This window comes from Mesorhizobium sp. WSM4313 (genome assembly GCF_002294725.1).
Classification (GTDB): Bacteria; Pseudomonadota; Alphaproteobacteria; order Rhizobiales; family Rhizobiaceae; genus Mesorhizobium.
The window spans coordinates 34,528-58,544 of record NZ_NSFT01000020.1 but is presented as its reverse complement, the minus strand read 5'-3'; the positions used below and the strand labels follow the sequence as shown (position 1 = coordinate 58,544).

Here is a 24,017-nt window from a genome sequence, read left to right as displayed (position 1 = left end):
GGGCGTTCGGAAAATCGGACGTGCAACGCGCGTCTTCCCCTCGGCGATGCATCGATGGGCGGCGGCACAGGCCGCTGTTGCTCCGGCGGGGCTAACGAGCGCCGGGCTGTTCCATCGCCCGACCGTTTTGCGAAGCGTGCGGTTGCGCAGGCTCCGGCCGGCGGTTATGCCGGATTGAGATTTTCCCGCGAGAGGCAGGGCTGATGAAGGTCGTTTCCATCTCCAAATCGCATGGCGGAATCCAGGGCGTCTATTCGCACGCTTCCGAAGTCTGCGCCTGCGACATGACCTTTGCGGCATTCGTGCCGCCGCAGGCCAAGAATAGGCGGCTCCCGGTCCTGTGGTACCTGTCGGGCCTCACCTGCACGCACGCAAATGTCATGGACAAGGGCGAGTACCGGCGTCTGGCGTCCGAGCTCGGGCTGGTCGTCGTGTGTCCCGACACCAGCCCGCGCGGACCCGACGTTCCGGACGAAAAGGACAATTGGCAGTTCGGCTGCGGCGCCGGCTTCTATCTCGACGCGACGCAAGAGCCCTATGCGAAGAACTACCGGATGTATTTCTATATCGCCGAGGAATTGCCGGCGCTCGTCGTCGCCAACTTCCCCGCCGACATGTCACGCCAGGCCATCTTCGGCCATTCGATGGGCGGACATGGCGCGCTGACGGTCGCGCTCAAGAATCCGCAGCGCTACCGGAGCTGCTCGGCCTTCGCGCCGGTCGTGCAGCCGTCGACGGCCGGGTGGTCACGGCCGGCCTTCGAAAAATATCTCGGATCGGACGAAAAGACCTGGCGCGCCTATGATGCGACACTGCTGATCGAGGACGGCAAGCGGTTTCCGGAATTCCTCGTCGACCAGGGCACCGCTGACGGCTTCCTGCAGGATGGCCTCCGCCCATGGCTGCTCGAAGAGTCCTGCAAGAAGGCAAGGGATCGACCTCACCCTGCGCATGCAGGAAGGCTACGACCATTCCTACAACTTCATCTCGACCTTCATGGACGATCATCTGAAGTGGCATGCCGCGCGGCTTGCGTGATCTATGACGTGACGACGCGCGCCACATGGTCGGCGATCGCCAGGCTGGAGGTCAGGCCGGGACTTTCGATGCCGAAGAGGTTGACCAGGCCGTCGATGCCATGCGTTGCGGCATCCTGGATCACGAAGTCGCTGTTGGCGTCGCCCGGCCCTGACAATTTCGGCCGGATGCCGCTATAGGCTGCCTGCAGGCTGTCGTCGGCCAGATCGGGCCAGTATTTGCGGATTTGGGCGTAGAAGCGCTCGCCGCGCGCCGGATCGACGCGATAGTCGACCGTGTCCGTCCACTCGACATCAGGCCCGAAACGGGCGATGCCGGCAAGGTCGAGGGTCAGATGGACGCCGAGGCCGCCAGGCTCGGGCACGGGATAGACCAGATGTGAAAACGGCGCCCGCCCGGCAATCGAGAAATAATTGCCCTTGGCGTAGCGAAGCGCCGGCAGGAATTGCAGGTCGAAGCCTTCGATCGAGCCGGCAAGCGCGACCGCGCCGAGACCGGCCGCGTTGATGAGACGCGGTGCGGCGATATCGAACTCTGCGCCGCTCGCGGAATCCATCGTCCGCAGCACGATGCGGCCGGGCTCGACGCGGCCGGAGACGACGCGGGTGTTGAGCGAGAGCATTGCGCCGCTCCCCTCGGCATCGCCGAGCAGGGCAAGCATCAGCCCGTGACTGTCGACAATGCCGGTCGAGGGCGAGAGCAGTGCTGCGGTGCAATGCAGCGCCGGCTCCAGCGCTTGCGCCTCCTCGGCGGTGAGGAAGCGCAGGTCATCGACACCGCAGGTGTTGGCGTTGGCGCGAATGGCGGCCAGCACCGGTTCCTGCGTCTCGTCGGTCGCAACAATCAGCTTGCCGCAGCGGCGATGAGGGACCGAATGGTCGGCGCAGTAGCGATAGAGCATATCGCGTCCGGCGACGCAGAGCCGGGCTTTCAGCGAACCTTGCGGGTAATAGATGCCGGCGTGGATGACTTCGGAGTTGCGCGAACTCGTTTCGGTGCCGATGGCGTCCGCCGCTTCGACGATCAGGGTTTCGAGGCCAAGCGCCGCCAATTTGCGCGCAATCGCCAGACCGATCACGCCGGCGCCCGCGATGATGCAATCGACCTGCTCCACGTCCTGATCCTGCTGCGCGTCACTTATATCATTGCCGAGACAGGCCGAAGCTTGTTGGCGCTATCGATCCCGACGTCGCGGCTCTTGCGATCAGCCAGCGCGATGAGGCATCAACCGCCACAATGCAAGGCGGAATCTTCGGACTTTTCGATCAGAGGAGCGGTCCTATTTCCGCTTTGACGCCTGCACACAGGAGCCATCACGATGGACGCCACACCGAATTCGCCTGAAGCCCGCGACATCCGCTATCACATGCATGGCTATACCAACGCCCGCAAGCATCAGGAAACCGGTCCGCTGATCATCGAAAAGGGCGACGGCATCTATGTCGAGGACATTGCCGGCAACCGCTACATCGAAGCGATGGCGGGCCTGTGGAGCGTCGCCGTCGGTTTCTCGGAAAAGCGGCTGGTCGAGGCGGCGACAAAACAGATGTCGAAGCTGCCCTTCTATCACGACTTCGGCTCCAAGGCGCATTCGCCGCTGATCGATCTCGCGGAGAAGCTGGTGCAGATGGCGCCGGTGCCGATGAACAAGGCCTATTTCACCAATTCCGGCTCCGAGGCCAACGACACCGCGATCAAGATGATCTGGTATCGATCGAACGCGCTTGGACAGCCGGCGCGCAAGAAGATCATCAGCCGCAAGCGCGGCTATCATGGCGTCACCATCGCGTCGGCAAGCCTGACCGGCCTGCCCAACAACCATCTCTCCTTCGACCTGCCGATCGCCAATATCCTGCACACGTCGACACCGCACCACTGGCGCGACGCCGAGCCTGGCGAAAGCGAGGAGCAGTATTCCGCGCGGCTCGCCGACGATTTGGAAAAGCTCATCCTTGCCGAGGGTCCCGAAACGATCGCCGCCTTCATCGGCGAGCCGATCATGGGCGCCGGCGGGGTCGTCGTTCCGCCTGCCGGCTATTGGGAGAGGATCCAGGCGGTGCTGGCGAAACACGACATCCTGCTGGTGGCCGACGAGGTGATCTGTGGCTTCGGCCGCACCGGCGAGATGTTCGGCTCGCAGACCTTCGGCATCAAGCCAGACATCATGGTGCTGTCGAAGCAGATCTCGTCATCATACCTGCCGATCTCGGCGCTGCTGATCAACGATCGTGTGTTCGAGCCGATGGCCGACGAGAGCGACCGCATCGGCACGTTCGGCCACGGTTTCACCGGCGGCGGTCATCCGGTCGCAGCCGCCGTTGCGCTGGAGAATATCAAGCTGATCGAGGAGCGCGACCTGGTCGGCAATGCGCGCAAGGTCGGCGCGCATCTGCAGGCGCGACTCAGCCAACTCGCATCGCATCCGCTGGTGGGCGAGGTGCGCGGCGTCGGTCTCATCGCCGCCGTCGAGCTCGTCGCCGACAAGGCAACCAAGGCTCCCTGGGGCAAGCCGGCAGCGCTCGGCGCGCTGGTCAATGGCTTGCTGCAGCGGAACGGCGTCATCTCACGCAATATGGGCGACGCGATCGCCTTCTGTCCGCCGTTGATCATCACCGAGGCGCAGGTCGACGCCTTGGTCGATGCGTTCGAGCGCTCGCTCGACGAGGCGATACCGCAGGTCCACCCGCGGAGCTGACCAAGCCGCGAAGGCCTGGCCGGCAGTAGCCTGGGGGCTGACAATCGGACGTTCACCTTCCGGTGAGCGCGAGAAATTCCGGCGGAACATTCGCCTTTTTGCGCTGTTACATCCAAGCTGCAGCGCGGAAAGGAGCTTCCGCATGGAAAATCCGCAATCCACGGCGAGCATTGCCGGCCATCCCATACATCCCATGCTTGTCACCATCCCGATCGCCTGTTTCGTCGGAACCCTGTTCACCGATATTGCCTACTGGCGGACAGCGGAAATGACCTGGGCCAATTTCTCGGCCTGGCTCCTGACCGTGGGCGTCATTGTCGCCATCCTGGCCGCCATTGCAGGACTTACCGACTTTCTTGGGGACCGCAGGATACGCGCTCAGCCGACCGCATGGCTGCACATGGGAGGTAACCTCGTCGTGCTCGTGCTGTCCTTCTTCAACATGCTCGTCCACACGCGCGACGCCTGGACATCCGTGGTGCCGACCGGGCTGATCTTGTCGGCGCTGGTGGTGATCATCCTGATCTTCACCGGCTGGCTCGGCTGGGCTCTGGTCTATCGCCATCATGTAGGAGTGGCCGATGAGGCGACTTGACAGCGCAATCAAATGGACGACGGCGGCGCTTTGCTGCGCAATGGCCCTGGGCGTTGCCGGCTGCAGCGACGACAACACCGACCCGAACGCACAGATCGGCCCGAATCCGAAACTGCCGGAGATAAAGCAATACCTATTCCCGCCGATGCATCTGGCCTCGGTGGTCGGCTGGAAAAACGATGAAAAGCCGACGGTCGCGCAAGGCCTGCAGATCGAGGCGATGGCCAAGGGGCTTCAGCATCCGCGTTCGGTTTACATGCTGCCCAATGGCGACATCCTGGTGGTGGAGTCCAAGGCGCCGAAAGAAGCGTCGGTCAAGCGGCCGAAGGACATCGTCATGGGGCTGGTCGAAAGCTGGGTCACCTCCGGCGGCGACACCGGCCCGAGCAACCGCATCACAATCTTGCGCGACACCAATGGCGACGGCAAGCCGGATTACCAGGGCGTGTTCCTCGACCATCTCAACGCGCCCTTCGGCGTGGCGCTGGTCGGCAACGACTTCTATGTCGCCAACACCGATGCCATCATGCGCTATCCCTATCAGCCGGGCGACACGAAGATCACGGCGCCGGGCAAGGTGCTGACGGAACTGCCGGGCGGGCCGATCGATCACCACTGGACGAAGAGCCTGGTGGCGAGCCCGGACGGTTCGCTGCTCTATGTCGGCGTCGGCTCGAACTCCAACATTACCGAGAACGGCATCCAGGCCGAGAAGGACCGCGCTGCGATCTGGGAGGTCGACCGCGCCACCGGCCGCTCGCGCATTTTCGCCAGCGGGCTGCGCAATCCCAATGGCCTGACGTTCGAACCTGAAAGCAAGGCGCTTTGGACGGTTGTCAACGAGCGCGACGAGCTCGGGCCGAACCTGGTGCCGGATTACATGACCTCGGTGAAGGACGGCGCCTTCTATGGCTGGCCCTACAGCTACTATGGCCAGCATGTCGATCCGCGCGTGATGCCGCAGCGGCCGGACATGGTGGCGAAGGCCATCCCGCCGGACTACGCGCTGAGCTCGCACGTCGCGCCGCTCGGGCTTGCCTTCTATACCGCGAACAATCTGCCGCAATCCTATCGCGGCGGCGCCTTTGTCGGCGAGCATGGCAGCTGGAACCGCTCCCGCTTCAACGGCTACAAAGTCGTCTTCGTGCCGTTCAGCGGCGGGCATCCCAACGGCATGGCGCAGGACGTCGTCACCGGCTTCCTCAACGACAAGGGCGAGGCGAGGGGCCGTCCGGTCGGTGTTGCCGTCGATAAGTCCGGCGCGCTGCTGATCGCCGACGATGTCGGCAACACGGTGTGGCGGGTGACCGCTGCGGCACCCGGTTCCTCGTAGGAACCTGGCTCAACGCCGACGTATCAGCCGACCGGCTTCTGCAGCACGTCGAATTGCGGGTTGGTTTCCGAGAAGATCGGCAGGGCCGCTGCGCCGAGGACGGATGTGTCCTTTCCCGCGGCGCCGACCACGACGCGCGGCGTGGTACGGGCGCTGGTCGAGCTCACCGAGAGATGGAGCGGTTCCAGCCGGCCGGCCAGTGCCTCGAGCACCGGCAGCGGCATGAAGCCGCCGAGCACGACGGTCTCGGGGTCGAGCGCCATTTCAAGGACGTCGATCGCCTGCCGCAATGGCTCGACCGCCTCGGCGAGCCATGCTTCGAACCGGCTGTCGCCGCTTGCCAAAAGCTCTTCCAGCAGGTCGGGTGAGGCATGGTCCGGATCCGGCAGGTCGAGCCTGTCATAGGCGGCGCGCAGCGAGACGTAGCGCTCCAGGCAGCCGCGCTTGCCGCAATCGCAGGGCAGGCCGCCCGGCCGCACGATGATGTGGCCGATCTCGCCGGCATTGTGGCGGCTGCCCTTGTAGAGATGGCCGTCGAGGAAGAGGCCGGCGCCGAGGCCTGTTCCGATGAAGAGATAGACGAAGCTGTCGAGCTTGCGGGCAACGCCATAAAGCCGCTCGCCTACTGCCGCCGCTGTGGCGTCGTTCTCGACGATCACGGCGATGCCGGTCAGGCGCTCCAGTTCTTCGGCCACCGGAAAGTCCTGCCAGCCGGGAAGGGCGGTCGGGCCGACCGAAGTCATGCCGTCAACGCCGAACGGCCCGGGCATTGCCATCCCTATGCCGAGCAGTCTCGTGCGGTCCAGCCGGCTGGTTGCGATCAGGTCGCTCGAGATCGCAGCTAGCAGCGGCATGGCCTGCGTGGGAGTCGGGCGGTCGACATCTCTCTCGATGCGCACGCGCACGGTGCCGGAGAGATCGGTGACGACGCCGACGGCCAGCTGGTGGTCGAGCTGCAGGCCGATCGAATAACCGCCATCGGGGTTGACCGAGTAGGGGACGGCGGGTTGGCCGCGCGCGCCTTTCAGCGTTGCTTCAGGTTGCAGCAGCCCGGCCGCTTCCAATTCCTCGACGATGTTGGAAATGGTCTGCGACGACAGCGCCGTCAGCCTCGCGATCGCCGCCCGCGACAGCGCGCCATTGATGCGGATCGCTTCGATCACCACACGCCGGTTGTGCGATTTCGCCTGCTCGAGATTGGTGCCGGAGATGGCTTTCTTGGGGATCATGAGATAGTTACCAGCCGCGGCAACCCTAGAATGCCACTTTAGAAAATCAAGTTGATTTGATTATCGGCTGGCCGAAAGCTTAGGCCGGTCCACAGGCTCGCATTTCACATATCGGAATCGATTGCCAGGCTCGGCCGTTCAGCCGAAACGGGCCGCGGAAAAATCGGCGGCCGATGGCAGGGATCGGCCGGCGATTAAGCTGGCGACCCAGCGTGCTGTCACCGGGGCCAGCGTCAGCCCCAGATGGCCATGGCCGAAGGCATAGATCACATCAGGCGATTCCGTCGAGGGTCCGATCACCGGGCGAGAGTCCGGCAGCGAGGGCCTGAAGCCCAGCCATTGCGACGAAGGCTTGCCGATGTCGGGGAAAAACTGCCGCACGCCGCGACCGAGCAGCGCCAGCCGGCGCGGATTGGGCGGCGCATTGAGCCCGCCGAGCTCGACAGTGCCGGCAACCCGGAGCCTGCCGTCCATCGGCGTCATATAGAAACCGAGATCGACCGGGCAGACCGGGCGGTTGAGCAAAGGTGCCGTGGTCGGAAACTCCAGATGGTAGCCGCGCTCGGTGTCCAGTGGGATGCGGTCGCCGGCCTGGGCCGTGAGCGGGCGGGATCGCGCGCCAGCCGCAATCACCACTTTTTGCGCCGCGATGACAAGCCCTGGGCCGCTCAGCCGCACGCCGGCACCCGCTGCGAGACCGGTCACGCTCGCGCGCATGAATTGAGCACCCTTGGCGGCAGCGGCTGCCGCCAGCCGCGCCATCACCGTCCTAGGATCGCTGACATTGATCGAATCCGGGAAATAGAGGCCTTTGGCCTCGAACGCCGCGAGCCGCGGCTCCAGCGCGGCCACCTCATCGGCGGTCAGAACCTGCTGATGGACGCCGAGTTCGGCCCGCAAAGCCCGTCCGCCCTCGGAGGCGGCAAAATCGCTGTCGCGGCGGTAGACATAGAGGCAGCCGTTTCGGCGCATCAGATCCTGAAGCCCGGCCTCCTGCACCATTTCGCCCCAGGCCGGCAGGGCTTCGGCGAGCAGGCCGGCTAGCGCCAGCGCATTGGCTCGGGTTGCCGCCGGCAGCGATTGGCGAACAAAGCGAACCAGCCATGGCGCGAGCTGGAAAAGTGCTGCCCAGCGCAGCGAGAACGGGCTGTCGGGATCGAGCAGCAGTTTCGGCAGCGCGCGCAGCACACCAGGATTACCGACCGGCATGCAGGCATATTCGGCGATTGTGCCGGCATTGCCGAACGAAGCGCCCGAGCCGGGCTCGTTCGGGTCGATGACCAGGACCTCGCGTCCTTCGCCGGCAAGGCGCAAGGCCGTAGCCAGCCCGACGACGCCGGCGCCGATGATGGCGATCTCGACTGATTTCGGCGCGGAGGTCATGGCCTCAGACGAAGCCCGGCAATTGCAGATGGCCGGCGGCGAGCAGCTCGGCCATGATGGTCAGCGCCGAACGCAGGTCCTCCTGCGATCGCGCCGCGCCGACATTGATGCGCACGCCGTGCTGCACCGGCTCGCGCCCGACGGCGAAAGCGTCGCCCGGCAGCACGGCGACGCCGCGCTCCAGGCAGGTGCGGGCAAAGCCGGCGCCACGCCAGGGCTCGGGCAGGCGCAGCCAGGCATGCGTCGAGATCGGGTTGCTTTGGACGTCGAAACGGCCGAGGATTTCGCTCAAGATCGCCTGGCGCTGGCGCAACTCCTGCTTCTGGATGTCGATGATGCGGGCGGCAGCCCCTTCCTCGATCAGCCTGGCGCCGATCAACGCCGTGAGCGGGCTGATGCTCCAGCAATTGATGCGGAGCGCCGCGGCGACCTGGCCGGCGATCGGGCGCGGGGCGATGACGAAGCCGAGGCGCAGGCCGGGCGCTAGGCATTTCGACAATGCGCCGAGATGGATCGTCAGCTCCGGCTCGAGGCTGGCGAAGGAGGGCGGCGGATCGTCGGCCAATGGACGGTAGACGTCGTCCTCGATGATCAGCACGTTGTGACGGCGTGCGACGGCCGCCAATTCATGCCGCCGCTCCTCGCTCAGCGTGATCGTCGTCGGATTGTGCAGTGTCGGCACCAGAAAAACGGCACGGGGGCGGAGCTGAACGCAAGCTGCCTCGAGGGCATCCGGACGCATGCCGCCGCGATCCATCGCGATGCCACGCAGATCGAGACCATGGACGCGACACAGCGCGTTGATGCCCTGATAGGTCACCTCGTCGGCAAGTATTACTTCGCCATCCCTGGTGACGGCGCCGAGCACGCAGTCGAGGCCGTGTTGGGCGCCGGCTGCGAGCACGACGCGGCCGGGATCGCCATCGCCGGCGACCGATTTCAGCCAATCGGCGACCGCGACACGGCCCCAAAGCGGCCCCTCCGGCGGATGATAATCCTGCAGCGAGGCGTAGTGACGATCCTTGGAAAGGCGCGGCATCAGCGCCGCGACGGCGTCGAGATAGGCTGACGTGGGCGGCCTGTTGACGGAAAGATCGACGATGCCGCTCTGGTCGCTCGGCGCCGACACGAATCCCGGACGCTCGACAATGTCGCGGGCGGCGACCGTGGTGCCGCGCCCGGGGCGCGCCTCGAGCAAGCCTTGCTCCTGCAAGGTGGACAGTGCCCGCGTCACGGTCGTGACATTGATGCCCAATGCACGGGCGATCTCGCGTTGCGGCGGCAGCCGGTCGCCGACGGCAAGCGTGCCCGCGGCAATGCGTTCGGCGATCGCGTCGGCAAGACGGCGATAGACCGGACTTTCATCCTCGGTGAGGCGAAGATTTTCGAGCATGAGGGATTCGAACTGCGGCTGACGTCTCACTTGTCGGGCATCTAGCATAAGACAACGATCCATACAATAGAGGTTGTACGGCACTCAATCTGATCAAAATTATCACACAACATCGCATTTTTGCGCTTGACGGTGAAAGTTGTCCGCATCTATGGTCACTTTCAGCCTTATTGTGTGATCATACAAGCCGGACGCTTCCTGTTCAGCGGGCCGGTTCCGGGAGGACGAGGCATGGATCGCAAGCAGCAGACCGAATCGCCCCGCGGCAGCCGGGAAGGCGCGCGATGAGCGCCGGCCAGACCGTCGTGTCGGCAAGCGCCAACCAAGGCTTTGTCGAATTCGCCGACGTCGAGAAGTCCTATGACGGACGCAGCTTCGCGGTGACGCGGATGAACCTTGCCGTCGCGCGCGGTGAGTTCCTGACGCTGCTCGGCCCATCCGGCTCCGGCAAGACCACCACGCTCAATATGCTCGCCGGCTTCGAGCGACCGACGCATGGCACGATCACGCTAGAGGGCCAGCCGGTCGATCGGCTGCCGCCCTACCAGCGCAATATCGGCATGGTGTTTCAGAACTATGCGCTGTTCCCGCATATGACGGTAGAGGAGAATGTCGGCTTTCCGCTTTCCGTCCGCCAGGTGAGCAAGGCCGACATCGCGGCCCGTGTGGGCCGCGCGCTCGACATGGTGCGGCTGAAGCAATTCGGCGATCGCCGCCCGACGCAGCTTTCCGGCGGCCAGCAGCAGCGCGTGGCGCTGGCCCGCGCGCTGGTCTTTCAGCCGAACCTGGTGCTGATGGACGAGCCGCTCGGCGCGCTCGACAAGAAATTGCGCGAGCATATGCAGCTCGAAATCAAGCAGATCCACACCATGCTCGGCGTCACCATCGTCTATGTCACGCACGACCAGAGCGAGGCGCTGACGATGTCGGACCGCGTCGCGGTGTTCAACAATGGCGGCATCGCCCAGTTGGGCTCGCCAGACGATCTCTACAACACCCCGCAAAGCTCATTCGTGGCGAGCTTCATCGGCGAGAACAACACGCTGGAAGGCGTGGTCGAACGCGTCTCGGGTGGAGAGTGCCGCGTCAGGCTGAATGGCGGCGGCGAGATCAACGCGCTGGCGGTCGGGGTGACGCAAGGCGCCGCCTGCCACGTCGCCGTCCGGCCCGAGCGGCTCAGCCTGACGGCTGCCGCCGGTGGCGGCAACGCGCTGGCGGCGACCGTCGATGGGCGCATCTATCTCGGCGATCACCTGCGCCTGCTGGCCAGGCTCGCCAACGACCAGGTGCTGACCGTCAAGGTCGGCCCCGAAGCGACGATGGCGAACGGCGAGACCGTGACGGTCTCCTGCGCGCCCAACGATTGCCGCGCCTTCCCGGCTGATGCCGGAACGGGCGGCGCCATTCCAAAACAGGGGAAAATGCAATGACACAATTGAGAACACGACTACTCTCGCTCGCGGCCGCCACGGCCTGCATGAGCATTGCCGGCGCAGCCTTCGCGGACGAATTGTCGATCATGGCGAGCGGCGGCGCCTGGCAAGATGCGCAGCGCAAGGCATGGTTCGAGCCGTTCAGCAAGGAGACCGGAGCAAAAATCCTGGAACAGGAATATCTCGGCGATCTCGGCAAGGTGAAAGCGATGGTTGAGACCGGCAATGTGCCGATCGACCTGGTGACGGTCGAGACCGCGACCGTGCTGCAGGGTTGCGACGCCGGCATCCTCGAGCGGCTCGACTATTCCAAGATCGGGCCGCGCGACAAATTCATCGAAGGCTCGGCGCTGGATTGTGGAGTCGGCCTCGATGCTTACGGCGATATCCTTGCTTATGACCCGACCGTGCTGAAGGAAGCTCCGACCTCGGTCCTCGACCTCTTCGACACGACGAAATTCCCGGGAAAGCGCGCCATGCGCAAGTTCCCGGCGCAGAACCTCGAATGGGCGCTGATGGCGGACGGCGTCGCACCCGCCGACGTCTATAAGGTGCTGGCCACGCCGGAAGGCGTTGACCGTGCGTTCAAGAAGCTCGACACAATCAAGAAGGATATCGTCTGGTGGGACGCCGGCGCGCAGCCGGCACAGCTTCTCGCTTCCAAGGAAGTGGTGATGACCACCGCCTGGAACGGCCGCATCCAGAACGCGATCGACACCGACAAGAAGCCGTTCAAGATCGTCTGGAACAACCAGATCCTCGAATACGACATGATCAGCATTCCGAAGGGCGCGCGCAATCCGGAGCTTGCCTACAAATATCTCGCGTATATCAGCAAGCCCGAGAACAACGCCAAGCTCGCAAGCTACATCACCTATGGGCCGGTGCGCACCGACGCGGCTTCCTTCGTCGCACCCGACGCGCTGCCGAAGCTACCCAATGCTCCCGATCATCTCGCCGGCGCCTATCTCGTCGCCGACACCGAGTTCTGGGGCGACTATGGCGAGGACCTTGTCAAGCGCTTCAACGCCTGGCTTGCTCAGTAGGAAGGCGGGATGTCGGCGTTCCAGCCCAGCGAAATCGACCGGCCGACGCTGGCCCGCGACCGGTCAGCCGCCGACGCGGATCTGAAATCCGTGTCGGCAGCGCTCCGCCGCGCCGAACTCGGCGACCGGATGCGCTCGTTGCTTCTGGCAGCGCCGCTGCTCGTCCTTCTGGCCCTAAGTTTCGGTATTCCGATCGTGCTGCTTTTGTCCCGCGCGGTCTATGACCCGACCATCGCGGACGCACTGCCCAAGACGACCGCGGCCCTGGCCGGCTGGAACGGCCAGGGCCTTCCCGGCGACGACGCCTTCGCCGCGTTGGCGGCGGACCTCAAGGAAAACCAGGTCAAGGGCACAGCCTATGAACTGGCCAAGAGCCTGAACGCGCGGCTGCCTGGAGCCCGCAGCCAGGTGTTGAAGACGGTTCGCAAGCTGGAAAGCGCCGACGGTCAGGCCGCGCTCGACACCATGAAATCGGTGCCGTTCTGGTCTGTACCATCGACCTGGCCGGTGATCCAGAGCGGCACAAGCAGCCTTACCTCGTTCTACCTGCTCAGCGCGCTCGATCTGCGCTGGAACGCCGATGGCGGCATCGAGCGGGTGCCACCCGAGCAGGCGATCTTCATACAGGTGTTCCTGCGCACTTTCTTCGTTGCGGCGTCGGTGACGCTAGCAACGTTGATCCTGGGCTTTCCGCTCGCCTATCTCATCGCCAACGTGCCGAAAGGGCTGGCCGCCATCCTGACCGTTGCGGTGCTGCTGCCGTTCTGGACCTCGATCCTGGTGCGCACCGCGGCCTGGACCGTGCTTTTGCAAAAGTTCGGCCTGGTCAATGATTTCCTGCTTCTTATCGGCGTCACCAGCGACCGGCTCGACCTGATGTACAGCCGCATCGGGCTGGTCATCGCCATGACGCATATCCAGTTGCCGTTCACGCTGCTGCCGATCTACAGCGTCATGCGCACCATCCCGCCTTCGCAGATGAAGGCCGCCTATTCGCTAGGCGCCAGGCCTTTCACCGCGTTTCGCCGTATCTACATCCCGCAGGTGTTTCCGGGCGTGATGGCCGGTTGCATGCTCACCTTCATCCTGTGCCTCGGCTATTACATCACGCCGGCGCTGATAGGCGGGGCAGGCGACCAACTCATCAGCAATTTCATCGCCAATTACGTCAATGTCGAACTGAACTGGGAGATGGCGGCGGCGCTGTCCTTCATCCTGCTCGTCTTCACCTTGGCGCTGTTCGGCATTTTTGCCCGCGTCCTCGGCCTCGACCGCCTGAAGCTGGTGTAGCCCATGCTGCTCTCTCCCTATCCCACAACAGGCGAACGCATCCGCATCACGCTGCTGTGGATTTGGTGCGGGCTGGTCATCCTGTTCCTGTTGGTGCCGATCCTCATCCCGGTGCCGCTCTCCTTCAACAGCGGCGCCTTCTTCATCTTCCCGCTGGAGGGCATCTCGACGCGCTGGTACGAGGTCGTGCTCGGCACCCAGCGCTGGCAGTCGGGGATCGGCAATAGCCTGATCATCGCCCTCGGGACGACGGTGATCGCGACGACGCTCGGGACACTGACGGCGATCGCACTTTCCGACGAGAAGTTTCCGGGTCGGCGCATTATCATGCCGCTGCTTCTTTCGCCGCTGATCGTGCCGGTGGTGATCACAGCCGTCGGTTCCTATCTATTCTACGCCCGCGTTGGGCTCGCCAGCACCTATGCCGGCATCATCCTGGCGCATACCGCCTTGGCCAGCCCCTTCGTGGTGGTGACGGTAGGCGCTAGCCTGACCGGCTTCGACCGCAACCTGATGCGAGCCGCGGCGATCTCCGGCGCCAAACCCCTGACGTCGTTCTTCCGCGTCATGCTGCCGCTGATTCTGCCCGGCGTGCTTTCGGGCGCGGCCTTCGCCTTCGTCACCTCCTTCGATGAAGTGGTCGTCGTGCAGTTCCTGGCCAGCGCCAGCCAGCGCACCATGCCGCTCGAAATGTTCATCGGCCTGCGCGAAAAACTCTCGCCCGCCATCACTGCCGCGGCGACCCTAATGATGGCGCTATCCATCCTGCTTTTGCTGGTGGCGAACATTTTGGCACGGCGCAGCCGTAAGTCCTGAGGCTAACCCGCGACCAATTGGGCAAGGAACGATCTCGCGGCTGACGCATTTTGCCTCGCGTCAACAGCTGAGGGACCAGATGCGCATAGCCCATGTCGCGCCGCTTTATGAAGCCGTGCCGCCGAAACTTTACGGCGGCACGGAGCGGATCGTCTTCTACATCACCGAGGCACTCGTCGAGCTCGGGCATGACGTCACGCTGTTCGCGAGCGGTGACAGCGAGACATCGGCGCGACTGGTGCCAGGCCGCGACCAGGCGATACGCCTCGATCCGCGGCCGAAGAAATCGGAAATCGCCGCGCATCTGGCGATGCTCGCCGATGTGAGCGAACGCGCCGGCGAATTCGACGTCATTCATTTCCATCTCAGCCATTTCCTGCATTTTCCGTTCTTCGAGCAGATCGCGGGTCGCACGGTGACGACGCCGCATGGCAGGCTCGACTATGTCGACCTGGCGCCGGCCTACAAACGTTTCCCGCGTTTCCCGATGATCTCGATCTCGCACAGTCAGAAGCGCGGTTTGCCGGATGCGAACTGGCTGGCCACGATCCATCACGGACTGCCGCTCGATGCCTACCAGCCGACCTATGAACCACATGGGGAAGAGCCGTATCTCGCTTTCCTCGGCCGCCTGTCGCGCGACAAGCGACCGGACCGCGCCATCGAGATCGCGCGCCGGTCCGGGTTGAAGCTGAAGCTGGCGGCCAAGATCGGCGACGACGACCGCGCCTATTTCCGCGATAATATCGAGGCGCTCATCGATGGCGACCGTATCGACTATGTCGGCGAGATCACGGAAGACGAGAAGGCCGAATTCCTGGGCAACGCGGCAGGCCTGCTGTTCCCGATCGACTGGCCGGAACCGTTCGGCCTCGTCGCGATCGAGGCCATGGCTTGCGGCACACCGGTGATCGCCTGGGACAACGGCGCCCTGCCGGAGATCGTCGACAATGGCGTCACCGGCTTCGTCGTGGACAATGTCGACGATGCGGTCGCATCGATGCCCGCGCTTCTCGAACTCGACCGGCGACAGGTGAGGGCGGTCTTCGAGAAAAGGTTCTCGGCGACAAGAATGGCGCGCGACTACCTTTCTGCCTATATGCGTCTGACCGGCATGCCGGAGGCCAGGGCCTCCTGACCGACTGCCTAGAGCCGGATGATTTCAGGTCTGTTCGACCTGAAATCTGAATCCGGCTCCAAATCAAAGAGATAGAGCATGATGTCGTCCGAAAACCGCCTCACACTTTTCGGCATCATGCTCTAGGGTGGGGCAACCGAAGAGGTGACGAATGACGGAGCTCGACGAGCGCAAGCTCGATCCTGCCGTGGCCCTTTCCTCGCTCGACGAGACGGCGCCGCGAGAACCGCACCGGCTTTTTGCCCTCAAGCAGGGCGACTGCTTCGCCGTCGCCGACGCCTATGGCGACATCAGGGGTTCGGGCGACGGGTTCTTCCGCGACGACACGCGCGTGCTGTCCGAATTCCGGCTGACCATCGGCGGCAGGCCGATGTCGCTGCTCGGTGCATCGCTCAGCCAAGACAATGTGCTGTTCACGTCCAACCTGACCAACCTGCCTATTCAAAGCGCTGCCGGCCGCGATATGCCGCAGGGCGCGATCCATATTGAGCGCGTCAGGCTGATCTGGCAGGACAGGCTGTTCGAGCGCATCACGCTTTCCAATTACAGCCGCGAGCATTCCACCATAACCGCCTCGCTGCATTTCGCCGCCGACTTTCGCGACATGTTCGAGGTGCGCGGCTCGACCCGGGTGAAGCGGGGCACCACGCATATCGCCAAGACCGACAAGACCACGGTCCTGCTCGGCTATGACGGCCTGGACGGCTTGCCGCGACTTTCGGCAATCTCCTTTTCGCAGGCGCCAGACCAGTTGAGCGACAATCGCGCCGATTTCCTCATCGCCGTGACCAAGCGCAGCCGAAAGGTGCTTTATGTCGAGGTCGGCCCCGCGATCGCCGACCCGCCCGATCGCGACCGCTTCCGCGCCGCGGCGGCGCGCGCGCGGTTCGGCATGCGCGCCAAGCGCAGGCACGGCGCCACGGTGCACAGCTCGGGGCGCGTGTTCAACGATTGGGTCGAGCGCGCCCGCGCCGACGTGGCGCTGCTTACCACCGAGCTTCCGACCGGCCCCTATCCCTATGCCGGCATCCCATGGTTTTCGACCGCATTCGGGCGCGACGGCGTGATCTCAAGCCTGCAGATGCTTTGGCTCAATCCCGGCTTGGCGCGCGGGGTGCTTGCTTTTCTGGCCGAGCACCAGGCGACCGAAACGTCGCCCTTTTCGGATTCGCAGCCCGGCAAGATCATGCATGAGACGCGCAAGGGCGAGATGGCGGCGCTGCGCGAGCTTCCTTTCGGCCGCTATTACGGAGGCGTCGACACCACGCCGCTCTATATCCATCTGGCTTCCGCCTATGCCGACCGCACCGGCGACATGGCCTTCATCGACAAGCTTTGGCCTTCGCTGAAAGCCGCTGCCGACTGGACGGAGGAGGCGAGCCGCGCCACCGGTTTCGTCACCTACCAGCGCGCCGCCGAGTCCGGCCTCGCCAACCAGGGGTGGAAGGACAGCTTCGATTCGGTCTTCCACGCCGATGGGCGCATCCCAAAGGGGCCGATCGCGCTGGTCGAGGTGCAGGGCTATGTCTTTGCCGCCTTCCGCGGCATGGCGGCGCTTGCACGCCGCCGCGGCGAATTCGCCGACGCCGAGCACTGGGAGGGCCGCGCCGAGGAAATGCGGATCGCCGTGGAACGCGATTTCTGGCTGGACGACCTGAATTTCTACGCCTTGGCCATCGATGGCGAGGGCCAGCCCTGCAAGGTTCGAACGACAAATGCCGGGCACCTGCTTTTTGTCGGGCTGCCGCAGCCCGACCGCGCCAAGCTGGTCGCCGAGCAGCTGCTGTCGGCCGCCTTCCATTCCGGCTGGGGGCTGCGGACGCTCGCCGACGATGCAGTGTTCTTCAACCCGATGTCCTACCACAACGGCTCGATCTGGCCGCACGACACTGCGCTTTGCGGCGTGGGCCTCGCCCGCTACGGCGAACGCGACAGCGTTGTGCGGCTGATGAGCGGCACTTTCGAATCGGCCGTTCATTTCAATATGCGGCTGCCTGAATTGTTCTGCGGTTTCGCCCGGGCGCCGGGCGAAGCGCCGATCGCCTATCCGGTGGCCTGCCTGCCGCAAGCCTGGTCGGCAGGCTCAACCTTCATGCTGATGCAGGCCTGTCTGGGCCTGGAAATCGATGGCTGGAAAGGCGAATTGCATGTCACGCGCCCGAGGCTGCCGATCGGTATCGACACCCTGATGCTCCGGCATCTGAGTGTCGGGGACAAGGTCGTCGATGTGACCTTCCAGCGGGTCGGCGACCGTGTCGCCGCCTTCCTTTCCGATCGTCATGAAGGCCAGGTGCCGCTTATCGTGCGGACTTAGAAGAAGGCGTCGCAAGCCCGCGTTCAACAACCGAAAAATGTCGGAACCCATGGCCGGCTTGTGCGTTGCACAGGTGGACCGGTCTGCCGTCCGCAGCCGGCAAGAACGAAAATAATGAGCGGACAGCCGGAGGCAGCCTGGCATTTCAATGACACAATACAGCGTTCTGTTACTGGTCCTTATTCTCGCAAGCCTTGGACTTTCCGCATTCGCCATTTTCATTTCGATATCCCGGTACCGTCGCAATCACCCGAGGATTTCGGCTGTGGCAGGCCCCGGCGACGACTTCGCCACAGAGGCCGCGCGCAAGGTGCTGCGCGAATTCGAAAAGAACGGGCAGTCGGTCGACGCGGCTCTGGTCACATGGTCGCCGGAGACGTTGCGCAAGATCCTCGCTGACGAGTTGCCGGATGCGCAGGTCATCATCGTCTCCAATCGCGAGCCTTATATCCACAACGAAACCAGGAACGGCGATGTCGAGCTTGTCGTGCCGGCGAGCGGACTGGTCTCGGCGCTGGAACCGATCACGCGCGCTTGCGCCGGCACCTGGATCGCCTATGGCGGCGGCACTGCCGACCGGACGGTGGTGGACAGGAACGACCGGGTGCAGGTGCCGCCCGGCAATCCTTCCTACACGCTGCGCCGCGTCTGGCTGAGCGACGACGAATATCAGGGCTATTATCTTGGCTTCGCCAATGAGGGCCTGTGGCCGCTCTGTCATATCGCGTTCACGCGCCCGATCTTCCGCGAATCCGACTGGGAGGCCTATGAGGCCGTCAACCGCAAATTCGCCGAGACGGTGGTTGCCGAGGCGCGCAACGAGCGGCCGATCGTGCTGGTCCAGGACTATCACTTCGCGCTTCTGCCGCGCATGATCCGCGAGCGCCTGCCGGAGGCGATCGTCATCACCTTCTGGCACATACCGTGGCCGAACTCGGAAGTGTTCAGCATCTGCCCGTGGCGCGAGCGTATCCTCGACGGCCTGCTCGGCAGCTCGATCGTGGGCTTCCACACCCAGTTCCACGCCAACAACTTCACCGAAAGCGTCGACCGTTTCATGGAAAGCCGGATCGAGCGAGCCGACGCGGCCATTTCCTATGGCGGCCAGGTGACGCTCGTGCATTCCTATCCGATCTCGATCGAGTGGCCGGTCGAGCTGCTGAAAAAGCTTCCGAGCGTCGAGGAGTGCCGGGCGCGCGTGCGCAAGCGGTTCAGAATTCCAGCTGGCGCCAAGCTTTGCGTTGGCGTCGAACGGCTCGACTACACCAAAGGCATCCTCGATCGCTTCCATGCGCTTGAGGAACTGTTCATCCGTCATCCAGAAACGATCGGTAACGTCGTATTCCTGCAGATCGCTGCACCAAGCCGGGGCACGCTGCCTGCCTACAAGCAGCTTCACGAAGAATGCCTGCGCTATGCCGACGAGCTCAACCAGCGCTACGGCAGCAAATCCTATCAGCCGGTCGTCATGGTGGCCGAGCACCATTCGCAAGCCGCGGTCTATGAGCTTTATCGCGCCGCGGACATCTGCCTCGTCACCAGCCTGCATGACGGCATGAATCTCGTCGCCAAGGAGTTCGTGGCGTCGCGCGACGACGAGCAGGGCGTGCTGCTGCTCAGCACCTTCGCGGGCGCCTCGCGCGAATTGCTGGAGGCGCTGATCGTCAATCCGTACGACGCGGCGATGATGAGCGAGGCGATGCTGCAGGCGATGACCATGGGGCCGGACGAGCAGCATGAGCGCATGCGGCGCATGCGCGACATCGTGCGCGACAACAATGTCTATCGCTGGGCCGGCAGCATGCTGCTCGACGCGGCGCGGCTCAGGAAGCGCGGCGACCTCGACCGGGTCACGGCCCTATACGACCGGCCGGCAGGTCCCACCGGCGACAACGTCGTTTCCATGTTCGAACGCAAACAGGCAGTCGGATTCCGATGAATAGTCAGGCAGACCTTACCCCGCCGCTTCCCGAAGGCCGGTGGGCGCTTTTCCTCGACATCGACGGCACCTTGCTGGAGCACGCGGCGCATCCCGACAGCGTGTCGGTCAGCGCCGAGTTGCGGCAATTGCTGCAGACGATCGAACGACGGCTGGACGGAGCGCTCGCCTTCATCACCGGCCGCTCGATCGCGGCCGTGGACCATCTGTTCAATCCCTTGAAGCTCAGGATCGCCGGCCTCTATGGGTTGGAACACAGGCTTGCGCCGGATGGCCGGATCGAGGCCGCCGACGAGCCGGCGGACATGGCGGCGCTCGCCGACGAGATCGAACTGGAGCTGGCAAGCAAGGCCGTCTATGTCGAGCGCAAGGGACCTGTGCTCGCCATCCATACGAGAGCAGCGCCCCAGCTTCTGGCACGGGCGACGGAACTGGTCGAGGCAGCGCTTGAGCGCCTGCCCAAAGGCTACCGTGTGATCGCCGGCAATGCCGGCGTCGAGCTGATGCCGCTTGAGGCAGCCAAGGGCGCTGCGATCCGGCGCTTCATGCAGACGGGTCCGTTCAGCGGCAGGCGTCCTGTGTTCCTTGGCGACGACACGTCCGACGAGAACGGCTTCGACACGGTCAATGCCGCCGGGGGAATTTCGATCCGGGTCAAGCCGCAGGGCGAGACCACTGCGCGCTTCGCCATCGAGGATGTTGCGAGCGCCATTGCCTGGCTCGAGGCCAATTTCGGAGGGCCGGCCATGCAAACGCCAAGGAGCGATCTCGTCGTTTAGGCCTCTGTTTGCGTCGGCAGGTGGCATGCGTTGGAGATTGGCCGAAACGCCATCGCGATCGTCATTCTATGGTCTGCGCTGCGTCGCTTCGCTCCTTACTCCGCCATAGGATGACGACGTTGGGGCGGCCGCAATCAATCCCCGGCGTTGCGCCGATTTCACGGACATGAACGGAAAATTCTGCGCCAAGACAAACGGCAACCCTTCGAAATCCCGTGCAGTGCCACTAGTTCCTGTCGACCGGCTTGGAGCGCATGCGCGAAACCGTCTCGCGCTCGGCGCGCCTGGAGCGCAGGGGCGGCAGGCCGCGGTCGATAAGGTCCATATCCTCCAGCACCATGTCGCCCATGCGCTTGAAGGCGATATCGAGCGCGCCGGCGCGATGCGCCGAACGCAGGAAGCCGGGCAGGGTGCGGACGGGATGGTCCTTTGCCAGCGGCTCCTCCGGGAAGACGTCGCTCGCGGCGACGATGTGGCCGCTCTTCACCGCTTGCATCAATGCCGGGAAATCGACGACTCCGGCGCGGCTGAGCAGGATGAAGGCCGCGCCCTTGCGCATCCTGGCAAAGGCGTCGGCGCCCAGGAAACCTTCATTCTCGCTGGTGACGGAAGCAACGACGAAGACGAAATCGCTTTGCGACAGCACCTCGTCCAGCGAGGCCGGCTCGACGCCATTGTCGATCAGGATCGATGGCGGCAGCCATGGATCAAAAACTTTCGTGCGGGTGCGGAAGCCGGTCAGCAGGCGGTTGAGCGCGCGGCCGAGATCGCCGAAGCCGATGATGCCGACATCGGCGCCGGAAAGCAGGCGCGCCGCCTGGTTGCCGTCGCCGCCCCACAATTCCTTGCCCTGCCGGAAAGCGAGGTCGGCGTCGACGATGTTTCTGGCAAGGTTCAGCGCCATGGCCAGGCCGAGCTCCGCGACCGGCTCGGCAAAGACCAGGCCGGTGGTGACGACATGGATGCCGCGCGAAAACAGCGTCTCATAAGGCATGTTGTTGAGGAGGTTGGTCTCGACGTTGAAGACGCAGCGCAGCGCCTTCAGCTTTTCCAGCGTTTCGGATGAAATCGGTGGCTGACCGATGATATAGCGCGCCTCGGCCAAAGTTTCGGCGGGTAGGGCGGAAACGTCTTCCGGCGTGGTCTCGACAATGCGATAGTGGCTGCGCAGGCGCGCCAGTTGCGGCGGCGTGAAGATCAGGTCGAGCGTGCGCGGTTCGGGTGCGCTGATCACCAGCGGCAAGGTGTTGTCGGACATGTTTTCCTCCCGGGACACGACTGGATCGCGTCAATCACTTCTTTCCAGTCTTACTCCCGGTGAAACGATTTACAAGAACGAAAAATCGATTTATCGAATGGAATGGCGAGGTGGCTGATCGGCTGCCTGTCCTCGGGAGGAAGTCAATGGCGCAACCGGAAGCCCGGCAAAGGCGTCCGTCGATCCATGACGTGGCAAGCCATGCCGGCGTGTCCGCGGCCACCGTCTCCAAGGTGCTGGCCGGTGTCACCACGGTGAAGCCTGAAAACGCGCAGCGCGTCTTCGATGCCGTCGAGCATCTGGGCTATCGCGTCGATCCTCTAGCCTCCGACATGCGCAGGGCCAAGCGCCGCATCATCGGCGCCATCATGCCGGAATTCGAAAGCGAGTTCTTCGGTTCGATGGTCACCGAGCTGGAAGGCCTTGCCGAGCAGCGCGGCTATACGCTGGTCGCGGCATCGAGCCGAGAATCGGAGACGCGCGAGAAAGAGATCCTCGCCCGCATGCATGACTGGCGCGTTGCCGGCGTGGTGCTGGCGCCGGTGCGCAATGAGCACGGGCCGGCGGCTGCCTTCATGAAAGCCCACGGCATGACCGGCGTGCTGATCGACCGTGTGCTGTCCGACGACGCCTTCGACACCGTCTCGGCCGACAGCGCTGCCGCCAGCGCCGAAGTGGCGCGGATGCTGATCGGCAATGGGCACAGCCATATACTGGTTATCGGCCTTGCCGAGCAGGCGGCGACCGTGCGGGCGCGCCTGGAAGGTTTTCGCAGCCAGGCGCTGGCGCTCAACCCGTCGGTGCGCATCGACGTCATCACGTCCGAAGTCAGCGTCGCGCCGCTGCGGTCGTCGCTGCGCGACTATTTCGGGCGCGGCGAGCGGCCGACCGCGGTCTATTCGCTGCTTTTGAAGGGCACGCTTGTCGCGCTGTCGGAATTCCGCCGCCGCGGCTGGCACTGCCCGGACGATATCTCGCTGGTCGGCTTCGACGACGCCGAATGGATGCAGGTGACATGGCCGGCGATCGCGGCCGTGGTGCAGCCGGTGCGGCAGATCGCCAGCGAGGCGATGAACCTTTTGTTTCGCAGGGTCGAGGGTGATGTGGGACCACCCACGGCGCGGCTCGAGCCCTGCCAGGTGTTGATGCGGGAATCCGTTGGCTCGCCAGGCAGCGGTCCGCATTCCGGGGGAGGAGACCGACAACAGCCCCCATTGTCGTGAGCGGAAGCATGCGCCGGCCCTGGCCGTGGCATCCGGCGCCAAGGATCAACGGAGGATAGAATGATTTCGCATTTCCCAAGGATAAATCGATTTACCCTTGCCGTGGGCGTCGCGCTTGCATTTTCCGCCGTCGGCGTTGCCAAGGCCGAGGACGGCGAATATGGCGTGCTGATGAAGACACTGGCCAACCCGTTCTGGGGCGCGATGGCGCAGGGTGTCGCGGACGGCGCCAAGGAAGCCGGGGTTAAGTATTTCCAGCAGGCGGCCGAGAGCGATCAGGCAGCCGAACCGCAGCTCAACCTTTGCAACACCATGCTTGAGCGCAAGCCGGTGGCGATGATCACCGCGGCCATCAACTCGACCAACCTTCTACCTTGCCTGAAGTCGGCGCAGGAGGCCGGCATCAAGATCGTCGACCTCGACAACAATCTCGACCAGGCGGTGCTCGACAAGGAAGGCGTCAAGGTCACCTTCCATATCGGCTCCGACAACATCGCCGCCGGCGCGCAGGGCGCGGAATATCTCGCCAACAAGCTCGGCAAGGACGCCAAGGGTCCGGTGCTGGTGATCGAAGGCCTGTCCGGCAACATCACCGGCGAGAAGCGTGCCAAGGGTTTTGCCGAGAAGCTGAAGGAGCTGGCGCCCGGCCTCGAAATCGTCGCTTCGCTGCCGGGCGACTGGGACCGCGGCAAGGCCGCTTCGATCGCCACCGACACGCTGACCGCGCATCCTGATCTCGTCGCCATCTTCTGCGCCAATGACGGCATGGCGCTTGGTGCAGTCGAGTCTGTCTATGCGGCGGGCAAGGGTTCGCAGGTGACGATCATCGGCGTCGATGGCAATGTCGATGCGGTGAAATCGATCAAGGAAGGCCGCCTCAATGCCTCTGTCGCGCAGCTTCCCTATCTGGTCGGCAAGCAGGCGGTGGAGAACGTCAAGAAGGCGCTCGGCGGCGAGAAGGTTCCGGAAAGCATTGCCGTGCCGACTTTGGTGCTGACCAAGGACGTGCTCGACGCCGGCAAGGAGCCGATGCTGCAATATGTGAAGTGAGGAAGGAAGGGAGTAGGGGAGTAAGGCAGTAGGGGAGTAGGGGAGCGCGTTTGCGCTTCGCCCAT

General features: G+C 64.1%; 18 protein-coding genes and 1 pseudogene. 14 read left to right on the top strand and 5 right to left on the bottom strand.

The genetic code is table 11. From position 1 onward, the window contains the following. Positions 1-203 precede the first annotated feature (203 nt). Positions 204-1,038: pseudogene (fghA, locus tag CK219_RS27825) on the top strand (S-formylglutathione hydrolase). Between the two features lies 1 nt (position 1,039). Here the strand turns inward: fghA and CK219_RS27820 are convergent. Next, entirely contained in the window at positions 1,040-2,152 is a 1,113-nt protein-coding gene (locus tag CK219_RS27820) for an NAD(P)/FAD-dependent oxidoreductase (RefSeq protein WP_095769815.1), read from the bottom strand. A 204-nt stretch (positions 2,153-2,356) separates the two neighbouring features. Between CK219_RS27820 and CK219_RS27815 the strand changes: the two genes are divergently transcribed. The 3 genes from CK219_RS27815 to CK219_RS27805 all read left to right on the top strand — a co-directional run bounded on the left by CK219_RS27815 (position 2,357) and on the right by CK219_RS27805 (position 5,661). Next, a complete protein-coding gene (locus CK219_RS27815; RefSeq protein ID WP_095769814.1) occupies positions 2,357-3,733 on the top strand; it encodes an aspartate aminotransferase family protein in 1,377 nt (458 codons plus the stop codon). A gap of 142 nt (positions 3,734-3,875) precedes the next feature. Further along, a complete protein-coding gene (locus CK219_RS27810) occupies positions 3,876-4,328 on the top strand; it encodes a DUF2231 domain-containing protein (protein ID WP_095769813.1) in 453 nt (150 codons plus the stop codon). 40 nt (positions 4,329-4,368) lie between these two features. Then, complete coding sequence (locus CK219_RS27805; protein ID WP_224523341.1) at positions 4,369-5,661, top strand: sorbosone dehydrogenase family protein; 1,293 nt, start codon at positions 4,369-4,371, stop codon at positions 5,659-5,661. Between the two features lie 23 nt (positions 5,662-5,684). Here the strand turns inward: CK219_RS27805 and CK219_RS27800 are convergent, their stop codons facing one another. From CK219_RS27800 to CK219_RS27790, 3 genes are all read right to left on the bottom strand, one after another. Beyond that, entirely contained in the window at positions 5,685-6,890 is a 1,206-nt protein-coding gene (locus CK219_RS27800) for an ROK family transcriptional regulator (RefSeq protein WP_095769811.1), read from the bottom strand. Positions 6,891-7,028: 138 nt separating this feature from the next. Further along, entirely contained in the window at positions 7,029-8,273 is a 1,245-nt protein-coding gene (locus CK219_RS27795) for an FAD-dependent oxidoreductase (RefSeq protein ID WP_095769810.1), read from the bottom strand. A gap of 4 nt (positions 8,274-8,277) precedes the next feature. Further along, positions 8,278-9,666, bottom strand: a complete 1,389-nt coding sequence (locus CK219_RS27790) for a PLP-dependent aminotransferase family protein (protein WP_095769809.1) — start codon at positions 9,664-9,666, stop codon at positions 8,278-8,280. 284 nt (positions 9,667-9,950) lie between these two features. On the opposite strand from CK219_RS27790, the gene CK219_RS27785 reads away from it, so the two are divergent. The 8 genes from CK219_RS27785 (at position 9,951) to otsB (ending at position 20,421) form a co-directional block, all read left to right on the top strand. After that, complete coding sequence (locus CK219_RS27785; protein WP_095769808.1) at positions 9,951-11,096, top strand: ABC transporter ATP-binding protein; 1,146 nt, start codon at positions 9,951-9,953, stop codon at positions 11,094-11,096. Further along, positions 11,093-12,145 (top strand): ABC transporter substrate-binding protein, encoded by a 1,053-nt coding sequence (locus tag CK219_RS27780; protein ID WP_095769807.1) that lies wholly within the window; start codon positions 11,093-11,095, stop codon positions 12,143-12,145. Before CK219_RS27785 ends, CK219_RS27780 begins: the two co-directional genes overlap by 4 nt. Positions 12,146-12,154: 9 nt before the next feature. Then, on the top strand, positions 12,155-13,435 hold the full coding sequence (locus tag CK219_RS27775; RefSeq protein ID WP_095769806.1) for an ABC transporter permease: 1,281 nt from the start codon (positions 12,155-12,157) through the stop codon (positions 13,433-13,435). Positions 13,436-13,438: 3 nt separating this feature from the next. Further along, positions 13,439-14,251, top strand: coding sequence for an ABC transporter permease (locus CK219_RS27770; protein WP_095769805.1), 813 nt, complete (start codon positions 13,439-13,441; stop codon positions 14,249-14,251). A 79-nt stretch (positions 14,252-14,330) separates the two neighbouring features. Then, on the top strand, positions 14,331-15,389 hold the full coding sequence (locus CK219_RS27765; RefSeq protein WP_095769804.1) for a glycosyltransferase family 4 protein: 1,059 nt from the start codon (positions 14,331-14,333) through the stop codon (positions 15,387-15,389). A gap of 151 nt (positions 15,390-15,540) precedes the next feature. Beyond that, the gene (locus CK219_RS27760; protein WP_095769803.1) at positions 15,541-17,703 is read left to right on the top strand and encodes an amylo-alpha-1,6-glucosidase; all 2,163 of its coding nucleotides are present in this window, start codon (positions 15,541-15,543) and stop codon (positions 17,701-17,703) included. Positions 17,704-17,851: 148 nt separating this feature from the next. Then, positions 17,852-19,642 carry a trehalose-6-phosphate synthase gene (locus CK219_RS27755; RefSeq protein ID WP_095769802.1) on the top strand — a complete coding sequence of 597 codons (1,791 nt, stop codon included), beginning with the start codon at positions 17,852-17,854 and terminating at the stop codon, positions 19,640-19,642. After that, the gene (gene otsB / locus CK219_RS27750; RefSeq protein WP_095769801.1) at positions 19,639-20,421 is read left to right on the top strand and encodes a trehalose-phosphatase; all 783 of its coding nucleotides are present in this window, start codon (positions 19,639-19,641) and stop codon (positions 20,419-20,421) included. The genes CK219_RS27755 and otsB overlap by 4 nt, the downstream gene beginning before the upstream one ends. 226 nt (positions 20,422-20,647) lie before the next feature. Here the strand turns inward: otsB and CK219_RS27745 are convergent, their stop codons facing one another. Next, on the bottom strand, positions 20,648-21,679 hold the full coding sequence (locus CK219_RS27745) for a hydroxyacid dehydrogenase (protein ID WP_095769800.1): 1,032 nt from the start codon (positions 21,677-21,679) through the stop codon (positions 20,648-20,650). Positions 21,680-21,825: 146 nt separating this feature from the next. On the opposite strand from CK219_RS27745, the gene CK219_RS27740 reads away from it, so the two are divergent. Beyond that, positions 21,826-22,902 carry a LacI family DNA-binding transcriptional regulator gene (locus CK219_RS27740; protein WP_095769799.1) on the top strand — a complete coding sequence of 359 codons (1,077 nt, stop codon included), beginning with the start codon at positions 21,826-21,828 and terminating at the stop codon, positions 22,900-22,902. 60 nt (positions 22,903-22,962) lie between these two features. Next, positions 22,963-23,952, top strand: coding sequence for a substrate-binding domain-containing protein (locus CK219_RS27735; RefSeq protein WP_095769798.1), 990 nt, complete (start codon positions 22,963-22,965; stop codon positions 23,950-23,952). Positions 23,953-24,017 lie beyond the last annotated feature (65 nt).